Below are 15,314 nucleotides of genomic sequence, written 5' to 3'. Positions count from 1 at the left end.
GCCTCGCGCATTCCATCCGGCCGACCCATCCGGACGCCTACTCCAGCAGGCCTTTCGCCCGAATACCCGCGCCGATGGCGGGGTGAACGCGCGACCGCGTGCGGCCGTGCGCGACTGGCCCTACAATCGCCGAACGTCATAAGCAAATTACCCGGCGCGATAACGGCCGGCCATAGCCGGCGATGCGCGCCGGCCTTTTCCCAGACCCCATCATGTTCACGAGACTGCGCGAAGACGTTGCAACGATTCGCGAGCGCGATCCCGCCGCTCGCAGTGCATGGGAAGTGCTGACCTGTTATCCGGGGCTGCATGCGCTCGTGCTGCATCGTTTCGCGCACGCTTGCTGGCGCGCGAAGCGCTACTGGCTCGCGCGTTTCGCGTCGCAGGCCGGACGATTCCTCACGGGGATCGAGATCCATCCCGGCGCCACGATCGGCCGGCGCGTGTTCATCGACCACGGCATGGGTGTCGTGATCGGCGAGACGGCGATCATCGGCGACGACTGCACGATCTATCAGGGTGTTACGCTGGGCGGCACGTCGCTTACACGCGGCGCGAAGCGCCACCCGACGCTCGAAGCCGGCGTGATCGTCGGCGCGGGTGCGAAGGTGCTCGGCGGCTTCACGGTCGGTGCGGGCGCGAAGATCGGCTCCAACGCGGTCGTCGTGAAGCCGGTGCCGGCGGGCGGCACCGCGGTCGGCAATCCGGCACGCATCGTGATGCCGGCACAGCCGAAGCCGCAGCCCGAGCGCGCGGCATTCTGCGCATACGGGATCACGCCGAACGCCGACGATCCGATGTCGCTCGCGATCCACGGCCTGATCGATCACGCGGCGAAGGAAAGCCGCCGTGTCGACGAGATCGTCGCGGCGCTCGAGCAGCTCGGCACGCATCTGGAAACGCTGCAGGGCGCCGATGCGGCGCATCTCGACCTGCGCCGGCTGTCTGCGGTGCTGGAAGGAAAGACGGTCGAGCGCCAGGTGTGACGGGCGCGATGCGCGCCGACAGCCGCCGGTCGGTGCGACGGCGGTGTCAGTCGAGCGGCATCGCGTGGATGCCTTCCGCGTCGACGCGCAGGTAGCCGCCGCGCGGCTTGCCGTGATCGAGATCCCAGTCGGGCAGCACCCAGCGAATGCCGCCGGGTTCCAGGTGGCGCGCGGGGCGGTGCGTGTGGCCGTGGATGATCACGCTCGCGCGGCTCTTCCGGAACAGGGCGGCCACGCCATCGCGCGTGACATCGTAGATGGCCGAAGCAGGGCGCATCCGGCCCGTTTCGCTGTTCGAGCGCATGCGCTGCGCGAGCGCACGGCGCCAGCGGAACGGCCACGCGAGAAACAGCCATTGCGCGGCGCGATTGCGCGCGAAGCGGCGGAACACCTGGTAGCCGCGGTCGGCCGTGCATTGTGCGTCGCCGTGCGCGAGCACGATGCGCTGGCCAAACGCCATGATCAGCGACGGGTCGGGCAGCAGCATCGCGCCGGCCGCCTTCATGAAGCGCCGGCCGAGCAGGAAATCGCGGTTGCCGTGCATCACGTAGAGCGCGATCCCGCGCTCGGAGAACGTGTGCATCAGCGCGGCCATGCGGGCCGCGAACGGATCGTCGTCGAGGATGTCGTCGCCGATCCAGTATTCGAACAGGTCGCCGAGAATGAATACCGAATCGGCACTGTCGGCGGTGTATTTCACGAAATGCTCGAACGCGGCGACCGTCTTCGGAATCGCCTCGCTCAGATGCAGATCGGAGAGAAACAGGAACGGGCGTGCGGCTTGCGCGTACTCGCGCTCGCCGGGCACGCCCGCGGAGACGCTTCGCGGCGGACTCTCCTGCAACATCGAAGTGTCTCCGTAACCGTGCGTCAGACCACGACGGCCTTTTCGATCACGACGTCGTCGGTCGGCACGTCCTGGTGGAAACCGGCGTTGCCGGTCTTGACGCCCTTGATCTTGTCGACCACGTCCTGGCCTTCGACGACCTTGCCGAACACGGCGTAGCCCCAGCCCTGCGGCGTCGGCGACGAGTGGTTCAGGAAGTCGTTGTCGTTCACGTTGATGAAGAACTGGGCGGTGGCCGAGTGCGGATCGTTCGTGCGCGCCATCGCGACCGTGTAGTTGTCGTTCTTCAGGCCGTTGTTCGCCTCGTTGTCGATCGGCGCGTCGGTCGGCTTCTGCTTCAGGCCCGGCTCGAAGCCGCCGCCCTGGATCATGAAGCCGTTGATCACGCGATGGAACACGGTGCCGTCGTAGTGGCCCTTCTTCACGTAGTTCAGGAAGTTCTCGACCGTCTTCGGTGCCTTCGCGGCGTCGAGCTCGAGCTTGATCACGCCGTGGTTCGTATGCAGTTCAACCATGATGAATTCCTTCGGTGAGGCGGTTTAAATGGCACGCGGCCGGTCGTGCGACGCGGCCGCGTGTGGCGCCGGACGTGCCGGCAGGTTCTTACTTCGAGACGATGCTGGCCGATTCGATCACGATCGGTTGCGCCGGCACGTCCTGCATCGGGCCGCGCGAGGTCGTCGCCACGCCTTCGATCTTCTTCACGACGTCGAGACCCGACACGACCTTGCCGAACACCGCATAGCCGTTGCCGTCCGGGTTCGGGTAGTCGAGGCCGCCGTTGTCGACCGTGTTGATGAAGAACTGCGCGGTGGCCGAATTCGGATCGCTCGTGCGTGCCATCGCGATCGTGCCCGTCAGGTTCTTCAGACCATTGCGGCTCTCCAGCGGGATCGGCGCGCGGGTCGGCTTCTCCTCGAAGTTGGTCTTGTAGCCGCCGCCCTGGATCATGAAGCCCTTGATCACGCGATGAAAGATCGTGCCGTTGTACTGGCCGGCCTTCACGTAATCGAGGAAGTTGGCGACCGACTTCGGCGCCTTCTCCGGATAGAGCTCGACGCGGATGTCGCCCTGCGAGGTCTTCAGCTGCACGACGGGGTGCGCGGTAGCCGATTGCGCGAACGCGGGCGCGGTCGCGAGAAGGGCGGCGCCGCCAAGCGCCAGCAACAGACGTTTCATTGCGATCCTCAGGTTGGGAGGGGAAGAAGGCCGCGCCGCTCAGTGCGACGGCGCGACGTACGGCGCCGCCAGTGCGCCCGACGGACCGCTGAACTGGAACGTCGGCGACATCGGCAGCGTGGTGGTGCTCACGTTCGCGGCGGCGCGGTCGGTGTAGTCGCGCGTGGCCGGCGTCGTCGCGCGTGCATTCGGTGCGGCTTTCGACGGCGACACGATCTTCTGGAGATCGGCGAGGCGCTGCGCGGTGGCGCCGCTCGTGCGACCGAGCGATTGCGCGCGCTTGTACGACTCGGCCGCGAGACGCAGGTAGAGATCGCCGAGGTTCTCGTACGCGAGCGAGTAGCTCGGGTTCGATTGCGTCGCGGTGACGAGCGCGGTGCGCGCTTCGTCGTAGCGGCCATGCTTCGCGTACAGCGCCGCCAGGTTGTTGTACGGCTCGGGCAGTTCGGGGTACGCCTGCGTGATCGCGACGAACTGCTGGATCGCGTCGTCGTCGCGGTTCAGGCGGGCCAGCACGGTGCCGCGCTTGAACTGCGCCTGCACGTCGCGCGGGTTCGATGCGATGCGCGCGTCGAGCTGCGCGAGCGCCTGCTGCCACTGCTTGCCGGCGATCGACGCGTCGATTTCGGGCGTGCCGTCGGCGACCGCCGGGGCCTTCTGCGCATGCGCCGCGGGGACCGCGAAAAGCGTCAGCGCGACGCCCATGACGGTGGTCGCAACGAGGGTCGCAGCGCTCTGCGCGCGGCCGCGATGAGGTTTCATAGGCGTAAATCGGAATGTTATACTCCGAGCCATTCTAACAAAACGTCTGCCCGTTCCGGCGAGCGGCAGACAGTCTTTCTTAGCCTCTCGTGGCCGTCACCGCTGTGCTTGCAGCCTGACCGCCCCATGTGATACGAGGACGCTCGGCCCGGTGCCGCAGCAGATGGTCCGTCCGTGTCGCATGCTGGGCGAGCTTCGCCAGGGCGGTTTCCTTCGGCTCACGGTTCATCTCTATGGAATCACTGCGCATCTACAACACGCTCGCGCGTGACAAGCAAGTTTTCGTGCCGCGCCAGTCAGGCGAAGTGCGGATGTACGTATGCGGGATCACCGTCTACGACTATTGTCACGTGGGCCACGCGCGCATGCTGGTCGTGTTCGACCTCGTCCAGCGCTGGTTGCGTGCGATCGGCTATCGGGTCACGTATGTGCGCAACATCACCGACATCGACGACAAGATCATCCGCCGCGCGGTCGAGAACGGCGAGACGATCAAGTCGCTGACCGACCGGTTCATCGGTGCGATGCACGAGGACGAAGGTGCGCTCGGCATCCAGCGGCCCGACATCGAGCCGCGCGCGACGCAGTTCATCCCGCAGATGCTCGGCATGATCGAGACGCTCGAGTCGAACGGTTACGCGTACCAGGCGACCGACGGCGACGTCAATTACTCGGTGCGCAAGTTCGCGAACTACGGGAAGCTGTCGGGCAAGTCGCTCGACGATCTCCGCGCGGGCGAACGCGTCGCGGCGAACGACGCGAAGGAAGATCCGCTCGATTTCGTGCTGTGGAAGCGCGCGAAGCCGGAAGATCCGGAGGGCGCGTCGTGGGCCTCGAAGTACGGGATGGGGCGCCCGGGCTGGCACATCGAGTGCTCGGCGATGGGCTGCTCGCTGCTCGGCAATCACTTCGACATCCACGGCGGCGGGCAGGATCTGCAATTCCCGCACCACGAGAACGAGATCGCGCAGAGCGAAGGGGCGACCGGCCAGACGTTCGTCAACTACTGGATGCACAACGGCTTCGTGCAGGTCGACAACGAGAAGATGTCGAAATCGCTCGGCAACTTCTTCACGATCCGCGAAGTGCTCGAGCGGTACGACGCGGAAGTCATGCGCTTCTTCATCGTGCGTACGCACTACCGGTCGCCGCTCAACTACAGCGACGTGCATCTCGACGACGCGCGTGCATCGCTCACGCGTCTGTACACGGCGCTGAAGGACGTCGAGGCCGACTCGCTCGCGCTCGACTGGAACGAGCCGCATGCGCAGCGTTTCGCGGCCGCGATGAACGACGACTTCAACACGCCGGTCGCGGTGGCGACGCTGTTCGAGCTCGCGGGCGAAGTGAATCGTACGCGCGACGCGTCGCTCGCGCGGCAGCTGAAACAGCTGGCGGGCCTGCTCGGCCTGCTGGGCCGCGAACCGCGCGCATTCCTGCAGCAGGCGTCCGGCGCCGCGCAGGCGGGCGCGCTCTCGGCCGACGAGATCGAAGCGAAGATCGCCGCGCGCGTCGCGGCGAAGCAAGCGAAGGACTATGCCGAAGCGGACCGGATCCGGGCGGAACTGCTCGAAGCCGGCGTCGCACTTGAAGACAAACCGGGCGGATCGACCGAATGGCGTCGCGTATGAGCGCGATGCATTCCACTGACCGATCCGTCAGGTAGGAGGCAAGATGGCAACGGCTAGAAAAGCGCCGGTCAGGCGCGCGACCGCGGTCGCCGCGCGTCCGGCAGCCAGGCGCGTGCCTGCGGCGAAGACGGACGCCACGCGTGCCGCGCCGAACGGCGCGCTGAACGGGCATGCGCAGCCGGCGGCTGCGCAGCCGGCCGCCGACGCGGCCCGCAAGACACGTGCGTCCGAAGCGGACGGCGAGGAGGTCGTCGTGCGTCCTGCCTACTGGGACAAGGCGTGCGCCGACCTCGTCAAGCGCGACCGCATCCTGAAGAAACTGATTCCGAAGTTCGGTCCCGCGCATCTCGTGAAGCGCGGCGATCCGTTCGTCACGCTCGCGCGCTCGGTCGTCGGCCAGCAGATTTCGGTGCCGTCCGCGCAGTCGCTGTGGGCGCGCATCGAGGACGCCTGTCCGAAGCTCGCGCCGCAGCCGGTGATCCGGCTCGGCGCGGACAAGCTGATCGCGTGTGGTCTGTCGAAACGCAAGACGGAGTACATCCTCGATCTTGCACAGCATTTCGTATCGGGCGCGCTGCACGTCGACAAATGGACGTCGATGGACGACGAGGACGTGATCGCGGAACTCACGCAGATCCGCGGCATCAGCCGCTGGACGGCCGAGATGTTCCTGATCTTCAACCTGTCGCGGCCGGACGTGCTGCCACTCGACGACCCGGGCCTGATCCGCGCTATCAGCGTCAATTACTTCAGCGGGGAACCCGTCACGCGCAGCGAGGCGCGTGAAGTCGCCGCCAACTGGGAGCCGTGGCGCACCGTCGCGACCTGGTACATGTGGCGCAGCCTCGATGCGCTCGACACCGACGCCTGAGCGTCGGCTATCGGGTTTTAAACATCAATAGTTGAGAGCCGGTTTTGAGCGTCGCCCGCGCGGGTAGAATACGCGCTGCCGCAAGACCCAAGGATTCGAACACATGAAGACCACGTTTCTGGATTTCGAACAGCCGATCGCCGAACTCGAGGCCAAGATCGAAGAGCTGCGGTTCGTGCAGGACGACTCGGCTGTCGATATTTCGGAAGAAATCGAGCGGCTGTCGAAGAAAAGCCAGCAACTGACGAAAGACCTCTACGCGAACCTGTCGCCGTGGCAGGTCTCGCAGATCGCACGGCATCCGCAGCGTCCGTACACGCTCGATTACGTTGCGGAACTGTTTACCGACTTTCACGAACTGCATGGCGACCGCGCGTTCGCGGACGACCTGTCGATCGTCGGCGGCCTCGCGCGCTTCGGCGGTCATCCGTGCATGGTGATCGGTCACCAGAAGGGCCGCGACACGAAGGAGCGCGCCGCGCGCAACTTCGGGATGCCGCGTCCGGAAGGCTATCGCAAGGCCGAACGCCTGATGCGTCTCGCCGAGAAGTTCGGGCTGCCGATCTTCACGTTCGTCGACACGCCGGGCGCATACCCGGGCATCGGCGCGGAAGAGCGCGGCCAGTCGGAAGCGATCGGCCGCAACCTCTACGTGATGGCCGAGCTGAAGACGCCGATCATCACGACCGTGATCGGCGAGGGCGGTTCGGGCGGTGCGCTGGCGATCGCCGTGGCCGATACCGTGATGATGCTGCAGTTCTCGACCTATTCGGTGATCTCGCCGGAAGGCTGCGCGTCGATCCTGTGGAAGAGCGCCGCGAAGGCGCCGGAAGCCGCCGAAGCGCTGGGCCTGACCGCGCACCGCCTGAAGGCGCTCGGCCTGATCGACAAGATCATCAACGAGCCGCTCGGCGGCGCGCATCGCGATCCGAAGGGCATGGCCGCACTGCTGCGCCGCGCGCTTGCCGATTCGCTGCGCCAGTTCCAGGGCATGAGCATCGATGCGCTGCGCGAGCGCCGCTTCGAACGCCTGATGGCCTACGGCAAGTTCAAGGAAACCACGCCCGGCGCATGACCGGCTGCGTATTCCATTCGCGCGCCGCTGCGCGCGTGTTCCTCTCGTGATCCCGCCGACCGAATTCTCCGCCGACCGCGTCGTCCTCGACGCGGTCGGCGTTGCGCTTTCCGGCCTGCCGGCCGATGCGCGCATCGCGATTGCCTACAGCGGCGGCCTCGACTCGACGGTGCTGCTCGATGCGGCCGTGCGTGTCGCGGGCGCGTCGCGTTGCGTCGCGCTGCACGTACATCACGGCCTGAGCGCGAACGCTGACGTATGGGTTGCGCATGCCGAAGCGGAAGCCGCCCGGCTCGGCGTCGCATTCGAATCGATGCGCGTCGACGTGCCGCGCGACAGCGGCCTCGGTATCGAGGCGACGGCGCGTGAACGTCGTTACGCGGCGCTCGACACGATGTGCGAACGCCACGGCGTAACCGTGCTGTGGCTCGCGCAGCATGCGGACGACCAGGCGGAGACCGTGCTGCTGCAGTTGCTGCGTGGCGCGGGCATCGCCGGGCTCGCCGCGATGGCGCCGCGCTATCGCCCCGACGGCGTGAGCGTCGAGCGTGTGCGGCCGTTGCTGCGATTGTTGCGTGCGCAACTCGAGCGCTATGCGGAGCAGCACGCGCTCGCCTGGATCGACGACGAATCGAACGGCGACACGCGCTATGCGCGCAATGCACTGCGCATCGACGTGCTGCCGGCGCTGGCCGTGCATTTTCCCGGTTTTCGCGATGCACTCGGTCGTGCGGCCCAGCATGCGGCCGCCGCGCAGCGGCTGCTCGACGATCTGGCCGAACTGGATTTCGCCGCCGCCGTGCGCGATGACGGGCAGGCGCTGTCGCGCGACGCGCTGGTTGCGTTCGACGACACGCGCGGTGCGAACCTGCTGCGCTTCTGGATGCGCCGGCTCGGCTTGCCGGGGGCGTCGGCCGCGCGGCTCGCCAACATGATGCGGCAGCTGCGCGCCGCGCATGACGCCCATGCGCTGCGGGTCGATCACGCGGGGCAGTGCCTGCGGCTCTATCGCGATGTCGTCTACTGGGAAGCGGGCGACAGCAGCGAACCGGCCGACGACGGCACGGGTTCGCCGCACCCGGAGGCGGCGCTCGCGTGGGACGGGCAGGAAGTGTGGCACCTGCCGGGCTGGCGTGGCACCTACGTGTTTGCGCAAGCCGCGGCGGGGAGTGCCGACGCCGTGCCGGAGGCGCTGCTGCGCGGCGTGCGGCTCGCGGCGCGCGCCCGCGCGGGCGGCGAGCGGATGCGCACGTCGCCGGGCGGGCCGGGCCGCACGCTGAAGAACCTGTTCCAGGAGCGCGGCGTGCCGGCCTGGCAGCGCGACGTGCCGCTGCTGTTCGCAGGCGAGCGGCTGATCTACGTGCCGCGGCTCGGCATCAATCGCGATGTCGGCGTGTTCGACAGCGAGACGGCCGGCGACGGCGCCTGGCGCCGGATCGAATGGCGTCCCGACCTGCTGGTCGCATAGCGGCGGGCGGGCTTCCGGTGGCGCGATGGCGCGCCCATTTTCACCATTTGGTAAACAGCGCCGGAACGGCCGTCAACACGGCGAGCGGCTTGTCAAGCGGGCGTCTATCGGGTACGCTCGGTCGTTTGCTCGGCTCGATTTTTGAGCGTTTTGTGCAGGTTTTCCGCGTGACGTACCCGGTTTGCGCGGCCTGATCGGCCTTCCGGGCAAAATCCGCCACGCTTGCGTGTTGCGTCCCAGCCGTCCCCCTCGTCGTCCGTCCACAGCCACAAGCCGCGTGACCGAACGGCTACGCGGCCTGCCCAGCGCGCCCGTGCGGTTTCTCCTCCAGTTCAGAACGACAATGGCACTCATCGTACACAAATACGGCGGCACTTCGATGGGCTCGGTCGAGCGCATCAAGAACGTCGCGAAACGCGTCGCAAAATGGCATCAGGCCGGGCACCAGATGGTGGTCGTGCCTTCGGCGATGTCCGGCGAAACCAACCGTCTGCTCGGTCTCGCGAAAGAGATTTCGAGCCAGCCGAGCCCGCGTGAGCTCGACATGATCGCTTCGACCGGCGAGCAGGTCAGCGTCGGCCTGCTGTCGATCGCGCTGCAGGAAATCGGCGTCGAGGCCGTGAGCTACGCCGGCTGGCAAGTGCCGATCAAGACCGACAGCGCGTTCACGAAAGCGCGCATCCACTCGATCGACGACGAGCGCGTGAAGGCCGATCTGAACGCCGGCAAGGTCGTGATCATCACGGGCTTCCAGGGCGTCGATCCGGACGGTCACATCACGACGCTGGGTCGTGGCGGCTCCGATACGTCGGCGGTGGCGGTCGCGGCTGCGCTGGACGCGGAAGAGTGCCTGATCTACACGGACGTCGACGGCGTCTACACGACCGACCCGCGCGTCGTCGAAGAGGCGCGCCGCCTCGATCGCGTGACGTTCGAAGAGATGCTGGAAATGGCCAGCCTCGGCTCGAAGGTCCTGCAGATCCGCTCGGTCGAATTCGCCGGCAAATACCAGGTGAAGACGCGAGTGCTGTCGAGCCTGACCGATCCGCTGATTCCGCTCGACGAAGAAATGCGCTCGGGCACCCTGATTACTTTTGAAGAAGACGAGACCATGGAAAAGGCAGTCATTTCCGGCATCGCGTTCCAGCGCGACGAAGCACGCATTGCTGTGATGGGCGTGCCCGACAAGCCGGGCATCGCATATCAGATCCTCGGCCCGGTCGCCGACGCGAACGTCGACGTCGACATGATCATCCAGAACCAGAGCGTCGAAGGCAAGACCGACTTCACGTTCACGGTCGGCCGCGGCGACTACCAGAAGGCGATGGACATCCTCACCAACCAGGTGAAGGGCCATGTCAGCGCCGAGCGCGTGCAGGGCGACCCGAAGGTGTCGAAGGTGTCGGTCGTCGGCGTCGGCATGCGTTCGCACGTGGGCGTCGCGAGCAAGATGTTCCGCACGCTGTCGGAAGAAGGCATCAACATCCAGATGATCTCGACGTCCGAAATCAAGATTTCGGTGCTGATCGACGAGAAATACATGGAGCTGGCCGTCCGCGCGCTGCACAAGGCATTCGAACTCGACCAGACATCGTGAATTTTTCGTGATGCATTGAAGAAAATGCATCACGGAATTTGACGCGCGGTTCGAAACCCTATATTATCTCGTTCTCGTCGCACTGCCTCCCTGGTGCGAGCGAAAGTTTGGGAGACGTGGCCGAGAGGTCGAAGGCACTCCCCTGCTAAGGGAGCATCTGGGCCAAAACCTGGATCGAGGGTTCGAATCCCTCCGTCTCCGCCAAAAGCGGTGACAAAGCCCCGCAAGTTTTCGGACTTGCGGGGCTTTTTCTTTTTCCGCGGCAATGATTGCTCGACTTGAGCCCCCGTCATGCGCTACATATCGCGTATCGTCCGGCGCAACTCAAGGTGACGCTCTTGGCAAGCCCGCATGCCGTCCTGACTTTCCTCTCTCATCGGCCTGTCGACGGACTCGTCGACAACCACGCGCGTTACGTGCAGCTGCACGGCTACCGGCATGCGACAGTCGACAGCATGCACGTGTACGGCGAGCGCCAGCCGATCCTGCACAAGTACCACGCGATCATCGCGCAGCTCGTCGCGATGGAGCCGGGCGCATGGCTGCTCGTGCTCGATCCGTTCTCCGTCGTATTCGATCCGCACGCGCTGCCGGACGTCGCGCACGGCTACGACGCAATCGTCACCACGCAGACGTCGAAGTCGCCGTTGCCCGCCGCAAGCGGCATGATCTTCCGCAACGTGCCCGACGTGCGGGAGCGATTGCGCAGGCTCGCACTCGAGCTGGGCAAATGGGCGATGCGCCTTCCGGAGCGGCGTAATGCGTGCGAGGCGACGCTGCTCGCGGAGCACTTTCCGCCGCTGCCGTTCGATGTGCCGCTCGCGAACGGCCATTTCGCGTCGGCCCAGACGGTCTGGAGCGACGGCGTCGCGATCGATTCGCTCGCCGGCGCGCGGCCGCTCGTCGCGCACCATGCGCCCGAGTGGCAGGCGGTGGGCGGTACCTGGGCGGCGGCGGCCGATTACGACTTCCGCTACGTGGTCGCGCTCGTCGACGATGCCGAGCGGTACCAGCGCGGCGATCACCCGCGCGCGCTGGACGACTGGCGCGCCGCGCAGCAGCGACCGCGCGAAGCGGAGCGGCATGTGAATCCGCACGCACCCATTGCGTTCGTGAGCCTGCATACGTCGCATGTCGCGGGCTATGGCGATCTCCACGAGGAGAACTTCGTCCGCTACTGCACGCGGCACGGCTATGCGTACCACACGTATCGCGAGGCGCCCGCGTTCCTGCCGGGCGGCATCGACGCGAACTGGGCGAAGCTGCATCTGATTCGCGAACATCTGCCGCATCACGAATTCGTGTTCTGGGTCGATGCGGACATCCTGGCGATCGACCAGCGTCGGGCCATCGACAGCGTGATCGACGGCCGCGACTTCGTGATCGGTACCGATCACACGGCCTGGGCGATCAACTCGTGCATGATCGGCGTGCGCAACGTGGCGCCGATGCGTGAACTCGTCGAGCGCATCTGTGCGCGCATCGAGCGCTTCGACGATCGGTCGTCGGTCTACGCGAGCGGCGGCGACCAGCAGGCGATCTACGTGGAGCTGCTGGAATCCGGCATGATCGACGCACGCCATATCGTCGACGCGACGACGCTTGCGTCATCGCCGATCTATGCGACGCGCGACAGCCGCTTCGTTCATTTCCCCGCACAACACGACCACTATCGCGCGGTGACGATGCGCGTCTGGGACCGGCTGAGTCATCAGCGCTGACGGCCGGGAACATCAGCGATGCGATGCCTGCCGCGACACCGGGCGGGCAGAGCGGCCATTCACTGGCGATCTGAAATATCAATGTAAGTATCGATGTAAGAAAAAGCGAGGTGCCGGACCGTTGCCCCACCCGACCTCGATCATCCTGTTCAGACCCCGGGAAACGACACGCCGACACCAAAAATGCGGCATTGCGTCGTTTTTCGTGGTTCGCCGTGACGCGCAATACAAAAAATTACTTAATTAAATCAGCATCATGCGTCGGCGTGGAAAATTGAGGCTCTGCTGCGCTGCAGAAAATAATCAATCGCCTTATGCTGGTTAACCCGATCGCGTTTGAGCGACATCAAGTTTGTCCGTGATGTCGCTTTACATTTTGCCAACACTGGCGATTCACGAAATCTACCTGTCGATTCGATTTCGTTCCTTTCGTCTCGCCTGTCCCCGATGCAGAGCGCGACCTCATCAAGGCCCTGTTGACATGCATGATTTTCCCTTCCTGAGCCTGGCCATCTGGGCTCCGATCCTGTTCGGCGCGTGCCTGCTGCGTGCCGGTTCCGACCGTCACCCGCGCCGGACGCGGCTGATCGCGCTTGCGGGCGCGATCGTGGGACTCGCAGCCGTCGTCCCGCTGGTCGCCGGCTTCGACGCGCATTCGTCGGCGATGCAGTTCGTCGAAAGCCGTGACTGGCTGGCGGCGTTCAATTCCGGGTGGCGCGTCGGCATCGACGGCGCGTCGCTGTGGCTCGTCGTGCTGACCGCCTTCACGACGCTCGTGGTGGTGATCGCATCGTGGGAATCGGTCACGGTGCGCGTCGCGCAGTACTACGCATCGTTCCTGATCCTGTCGGGGCTGATGGTCGGCGTATTCGTCGCGCAGGACGGGCTGCTGTTCTTCATCTTCTTCGAGGCGACGCTGATCCCGCTTTACCTGCTGATCGGCACATGGGGCCGCGAGCGCCGCGTATATGCGGCCGTGAAGTTCTTCTTCATTTCGTTCGCCGGCTCGCTGCTGCTGCTGATGGCGATGCTGTACCTGTACGCGCAGTCGCATACGTTCGACATGGCCGCGTGGCGCACGCTGCAGCTCGGCTTCGCGCCGCAGTTGCTGGTGTTCCTCGGCTTCTTCGCGGCGTTCGCGGTGAAGGTGCCGATGTGGCCGGTCCACACGTGGCTGAGCGACGTCTACACCGACGGCCCGACCGGCGCCGCGTTGATGCTCGCGATGCTCAAGCTCGGCGGCTACGGGTTCCTGCGCTTCGCGCTGCCGATCACGCCCGATGCGAGCCACTTCTTCGCGCCGGCCGTGATCGCGCTGTCGCTGTTCGCGATCATCTATGCGAGCCTGATCGCGCTTGCGCAGACCGATCTCGGCAAGCTGCTCGCGTACTCGACCGTCGCGCACATGGGGATCGTCACGCTCGGGCTGTTCCTGTTCAACCGGATCGGCGTCGAAGGCGCGATCGTTCAGCTCGTGTCGTACGGCTTCGTCGCCGGCGCGATGCTGTTGTGCGTGAACGTGCTCGTCGATCGCACGAAGCAGCGCGAGATCGCCGCATACGGCGGCGTGGCAGGCGTGATGCCGCGTTTCGCGACCTTCACGGTGCTGTTCGCGATGGCTAACGTGGGCTTGCCGGGCACGTCGGGCTTCGTCGGCGAGTTCATGGTCATCATGGGCGCGATCCGCTTCAACTTCTGGATCGGCGCGATCGCGGCACTGACGCTGATCCTCAGCGCGTCGTACACGCTGTGGATGCTCAAGCGCGTGGTGTTCGGCAAGGTCGCGAGCCAGGGCATCGCGAAGCTCGCCGACCTGAACCGTCGCGAGGTCGTGATGTTCGCGTCGCTCGCGCTGATCGTGCTGGCGGTCGGCATCGATCCGAAGCCGTTCACCGACGCGATCGATCCGACCGTCGGCAGGCTGATCCAGGAAGCAAGCCATTCGAAGGTGCCGGCAGGGGATGGCACCGGGCCGACGCCGCCGTCGTACATGGCGTCGACGCACGACTGATCGCGGCACGTCGAGCCGCGCGAGCGGGCCGCATCGCACGGCGGTCCGGCTCGTTGCGCGCGCATCGATCGCGGTCCGGCACGGCGCGTGCCGGGCCCGCTTCCGGCTGCGTGAAATTGCCCCGCGACAATGTGACTCACGGCAGATTCTGCAATGATGATTTGCCGCATCCACCGGTTTTTCATCACACCCGCGCGACGTATGATTCGGCCACTTTCGTGGATCGAATGCGCATCGGGCATACGCAAACGGATTCAATGACCCTCGGGCTGTGTGATGAAAAGAAAAGCTTCAAGAGGCTGGTCGGCGCTGATGTCAATCGGCGCGGCGTTGAGCCTGTCAGGCTGTAATTTAGATGTACTAAATCCGAAAGGTAGCGTCGGCGCCGCGGAAAAGGCGCTGATCGCGACGTCCACCTGGGCGATGCTGGTCGTCGTCGTGCCGGTGATCCTGCTCACGCTGTGGTTCGCGTGGCGCTATCGCGCATCGAACCGCAACGCCACCTATGCACCGAACTGGTCGCACTCGACCGCGATCGAGGTCGTGATCTGGACGGTGCCGACGCTGATCATCCTGTTCCTCGGCGTGCTCACGTGGAAGACCACGCACGAGCTCGACCCGTACAAGCCGCTCGAGTCGTCGGTGAAGCCGATCAACGTCGAGGTCGTCGCGCTCGACTGGAAATGGCTGTTCATCTATCCGGAACTCGGCATCGCGTCGGTGAACCAGCTCGCGATTCCGGTGGGCACGCCGGTGAATTTCCGCATCACGTCGGATTCGGTGATGAACTCGTTCTTCATCCCGCAGCTCGGCGGCCAGGTCTACGCGATGGCCGGCATGCAGACGCGCCTGCACCTGATCGCCGACGAACCCGGCAACTACGCGGGCACGTCCGCCAACTTCAGCGGCCGCGGCTTCTCCGACATGAAGTTCCGCACGCTCGCCGAGCCGCGCGAACAGTTCGATGCATGGGTGCAGAAGGTGAAGGCGTCGCCGGACCGGCTCGACGCGACCGTGTACGGCACCGTCGCGCAACCGAGCGAGAAGGCGCCCGTGCGCTACTTCTCGTCGGTCGATCCGCGGCTCTTCCACAACATCATCGCGAAATACAACGATGGCCACGTCCTCGACCTGAAGGACGCCGCCTGCGGCACGAAGGGGTAACG

At 65.6% G+C, this 15,314-nt stretch carries 13 protein-coding genes, 1 tRNA gene and 1 pseudogene; 10 read left to right on the top strand and 5 right to left on the bottom strand.

What is annotated here, in order from left to right:
• The first annotated feature begins 212 nt into the window (after positions 1-212).
• A complete protein-coding gene (gene cysE, locus DIE03_RS27525; RefSeq protein WP_124455423.1) occupies positions 213-986 on the top strand; it encodes a serine O-acetyltransferase in 774 nt (257 codons plus the stop codon).
• A gap of 46 nt (positions 987-1,032) precedes the next feature.
• On the opposite strand, the gene DIE03_RS27520 is transcribed toward cysE, so the two are convergent.
• From DIE03_RS27520 to DIE03_RS27505, 4 genes are all read right to left on the bottom strand, one after another.
• Positions 1,033-1,833 carry a UDP-2,3-diacylglucosamine diphosphatase gene (locus DIE03_RS27520; RefSeq protein WP_124455422.1) on the bottom strand — a complete coding sequence of 267 codons (801 nt, stop codon included), beginning with the start codon at positions 1,831-1,833 and terminating at the stop codon, positions 1,033-1,035.
• A gap of 23 nt (positions 1,834-1,856) precedes the next feature.
• Positions 1,857-2,348, bottom strand: coding sequence for a peptidylprolyl isomerase (locus DIE03_RS27515; protein WP_006478428.1), 492 nt, complete (start codon positions 2,346-2,348; stop codon positions 1,857-1,859).
• Positions 2,349-2,436: 88 nt separating this feature from the next.
• A complete protein-coding gene (locus DIE03_RS27510) occupies positions 2,437-3,012 on the bottom strand; it encodes a peptidylprolyl isomerase (protein WP_059233797.1) in 576 nt (191 codons plus the stop codon).
• Between the two features lie 39 nt (positions 3,013-3,051).
• On the bottom strand, positions 3,052-3,774 hold the full coding sequence (locus DIE03_RS27505; RefSeq protein WP_185658229.1) for a tetratricopeptide repeat protein: 723 nt from the start codon (positions 3,772-3,774) through the stop codon (positions 3,052-3,054).
• 233 nt (positions 3,775-4,007) lie between these two features.
• On the opposite strand from DIE03_RS27505, the gene cysS reads away from it, so the two are divergent.
• From cysS to tilS, 4 genes are all read left to right on the top strand, one after another.
• Positions 4,008-5,405, top strand: coding sequence for a cysteine--tRNA ligase (gene cysS, locus DIE03_RS27495; RefSeq protein WP_124455421.1), 1,398 nt, complete (start codon positions 4,008-4,010; stop codon positions 5,403-5,405).
• Between the two features lie 43 nt (positions 5,406-5,448).
• Positions 5,449-6,276, top strand: a complete 828-nt coding sequence (locus DIE03_RS27490) for a DNA-3-methyladenine glycosylase (protein WP_124455420.1) — start codon at positions 5,449-5,451, stop codon at positions 6,274-6,276.
• Positions 6,277-6,379: 103 nt separating this feature from the next.
• On the top strand, positions 6,380-7,351 hold the full coding sequence (locus DIE03_RS27485; RefSeq protein WP_006478433.1) for an acetyl-CoA carboxylase carboxyltransferase subunit alpha: 972 nt from the start codon (positions 6,380-6,382) through the stop codon (positions 7,349-7,351).
• Between the two features lie 46 nt (positions 7,352-7,397).
• Positions 7,398-8,819, top strand: a complete 1,422-nt coding sequence (tilS, locus tag DIE03_RS27480; protein WP_124455419.1) for a tRNA lysidine(34) synthetase TilS — start codon at positions 7,398-7,400, stop codon at positions 8,817-8,819.
• A gap of 72 nt (positions 8,820-8,891) precedes the next feature.
• Here tilS and DIE03_RS39090 read toward each other — a convergent pair.
• Positions 8,892-9,180: pseudogene (locus DIE03_RS39090) on the bottom strand (hypothetical protein).
• On the opposite strand from DIE03_RS39090, the gene DIE03_RS27470 reads away from it, so the two are divergent.
• The 5 genes from DIE03_RS27470 to cyoA all read left to right on the top strand — a co-directional run bounded on the left by DIE03_RS27470 (position 9,163) and on the right by cyoA (position 15,312).
• Positions 9,163-10,416 carry an aspartate kinase gene (locus tag DIE03_RS27470; protein ID WP_124455418.1) on the top strand — a complete coding sequence of 418 codons (1,254 nt, stop codon included), beginning with the start codon at positions 9,163-9,165 and terminating at the stop codon, positions 10,414-10,416. The pseudogene DIE03_RS39090 and the gene DIE03_RS27470 overlap by 18 nt on opposite strands.
• 110 nt (positions 10,417-10,526) lie before the next feature.
• A tRNA-Ser gene (locus tag DIE03_RS27465) sits at positions 10,527-10,620 on the top strand.
• A 134-nt stretch (positions 10,621-10,754) separates the two neighbouring features.
• Positions 10,755-12,137 carry a hypothetical protein gene (locus DIE03_RS27460; protein WP_311767313.1) on the top strand — a complete coding sequence of 461 codons (1,383 nt, stop codon included), beginning with the start codon at positions 10,755-10,757 and terminating at the stop codon, positions 12,135-12,137.
• Positions 12,138-12,618: 481 nt separating this feature from the next.
• Positions 12,619-14,148, top strand: coding sequence for a NuoM family protein (locus tag DIE03_RS27455; protein ID WP_124455417.1), 1,530 nt, complete (start codon positions 12,619-12,621; stop codon positions 14,146-14,148).
• 276 nt (positions 14,149-14,424) lie between these two features.
• On the top strand, positions 14,425-15,312 hold the full coding sequence (cyoA, locus tag DIE03_RS27450) for a ubiquinol oxidase subunit II (protein WP_124455416.1): 888 nt from the start codon (positions 14,425-14,427) through the stop codon (positions 15,310-15,312).
• Positions 15,313-15,314: the final 2 nt, after the last annotated feature.

Origin of the sequence: Burkholderia sp. Bp8992, assembly GCF_003853705.1 — a bacterium.
In the GTDB taxonomy this organism is placed as follows: domain Bacteria; phylum Pseudomonadota; class Gammaproteobacteria; order Burkholderiales; family Burkholderiaceae; genus Burkholderia.
This window is presented reverse-complemented; position numbering and strand designations above follow the sequence as displayed.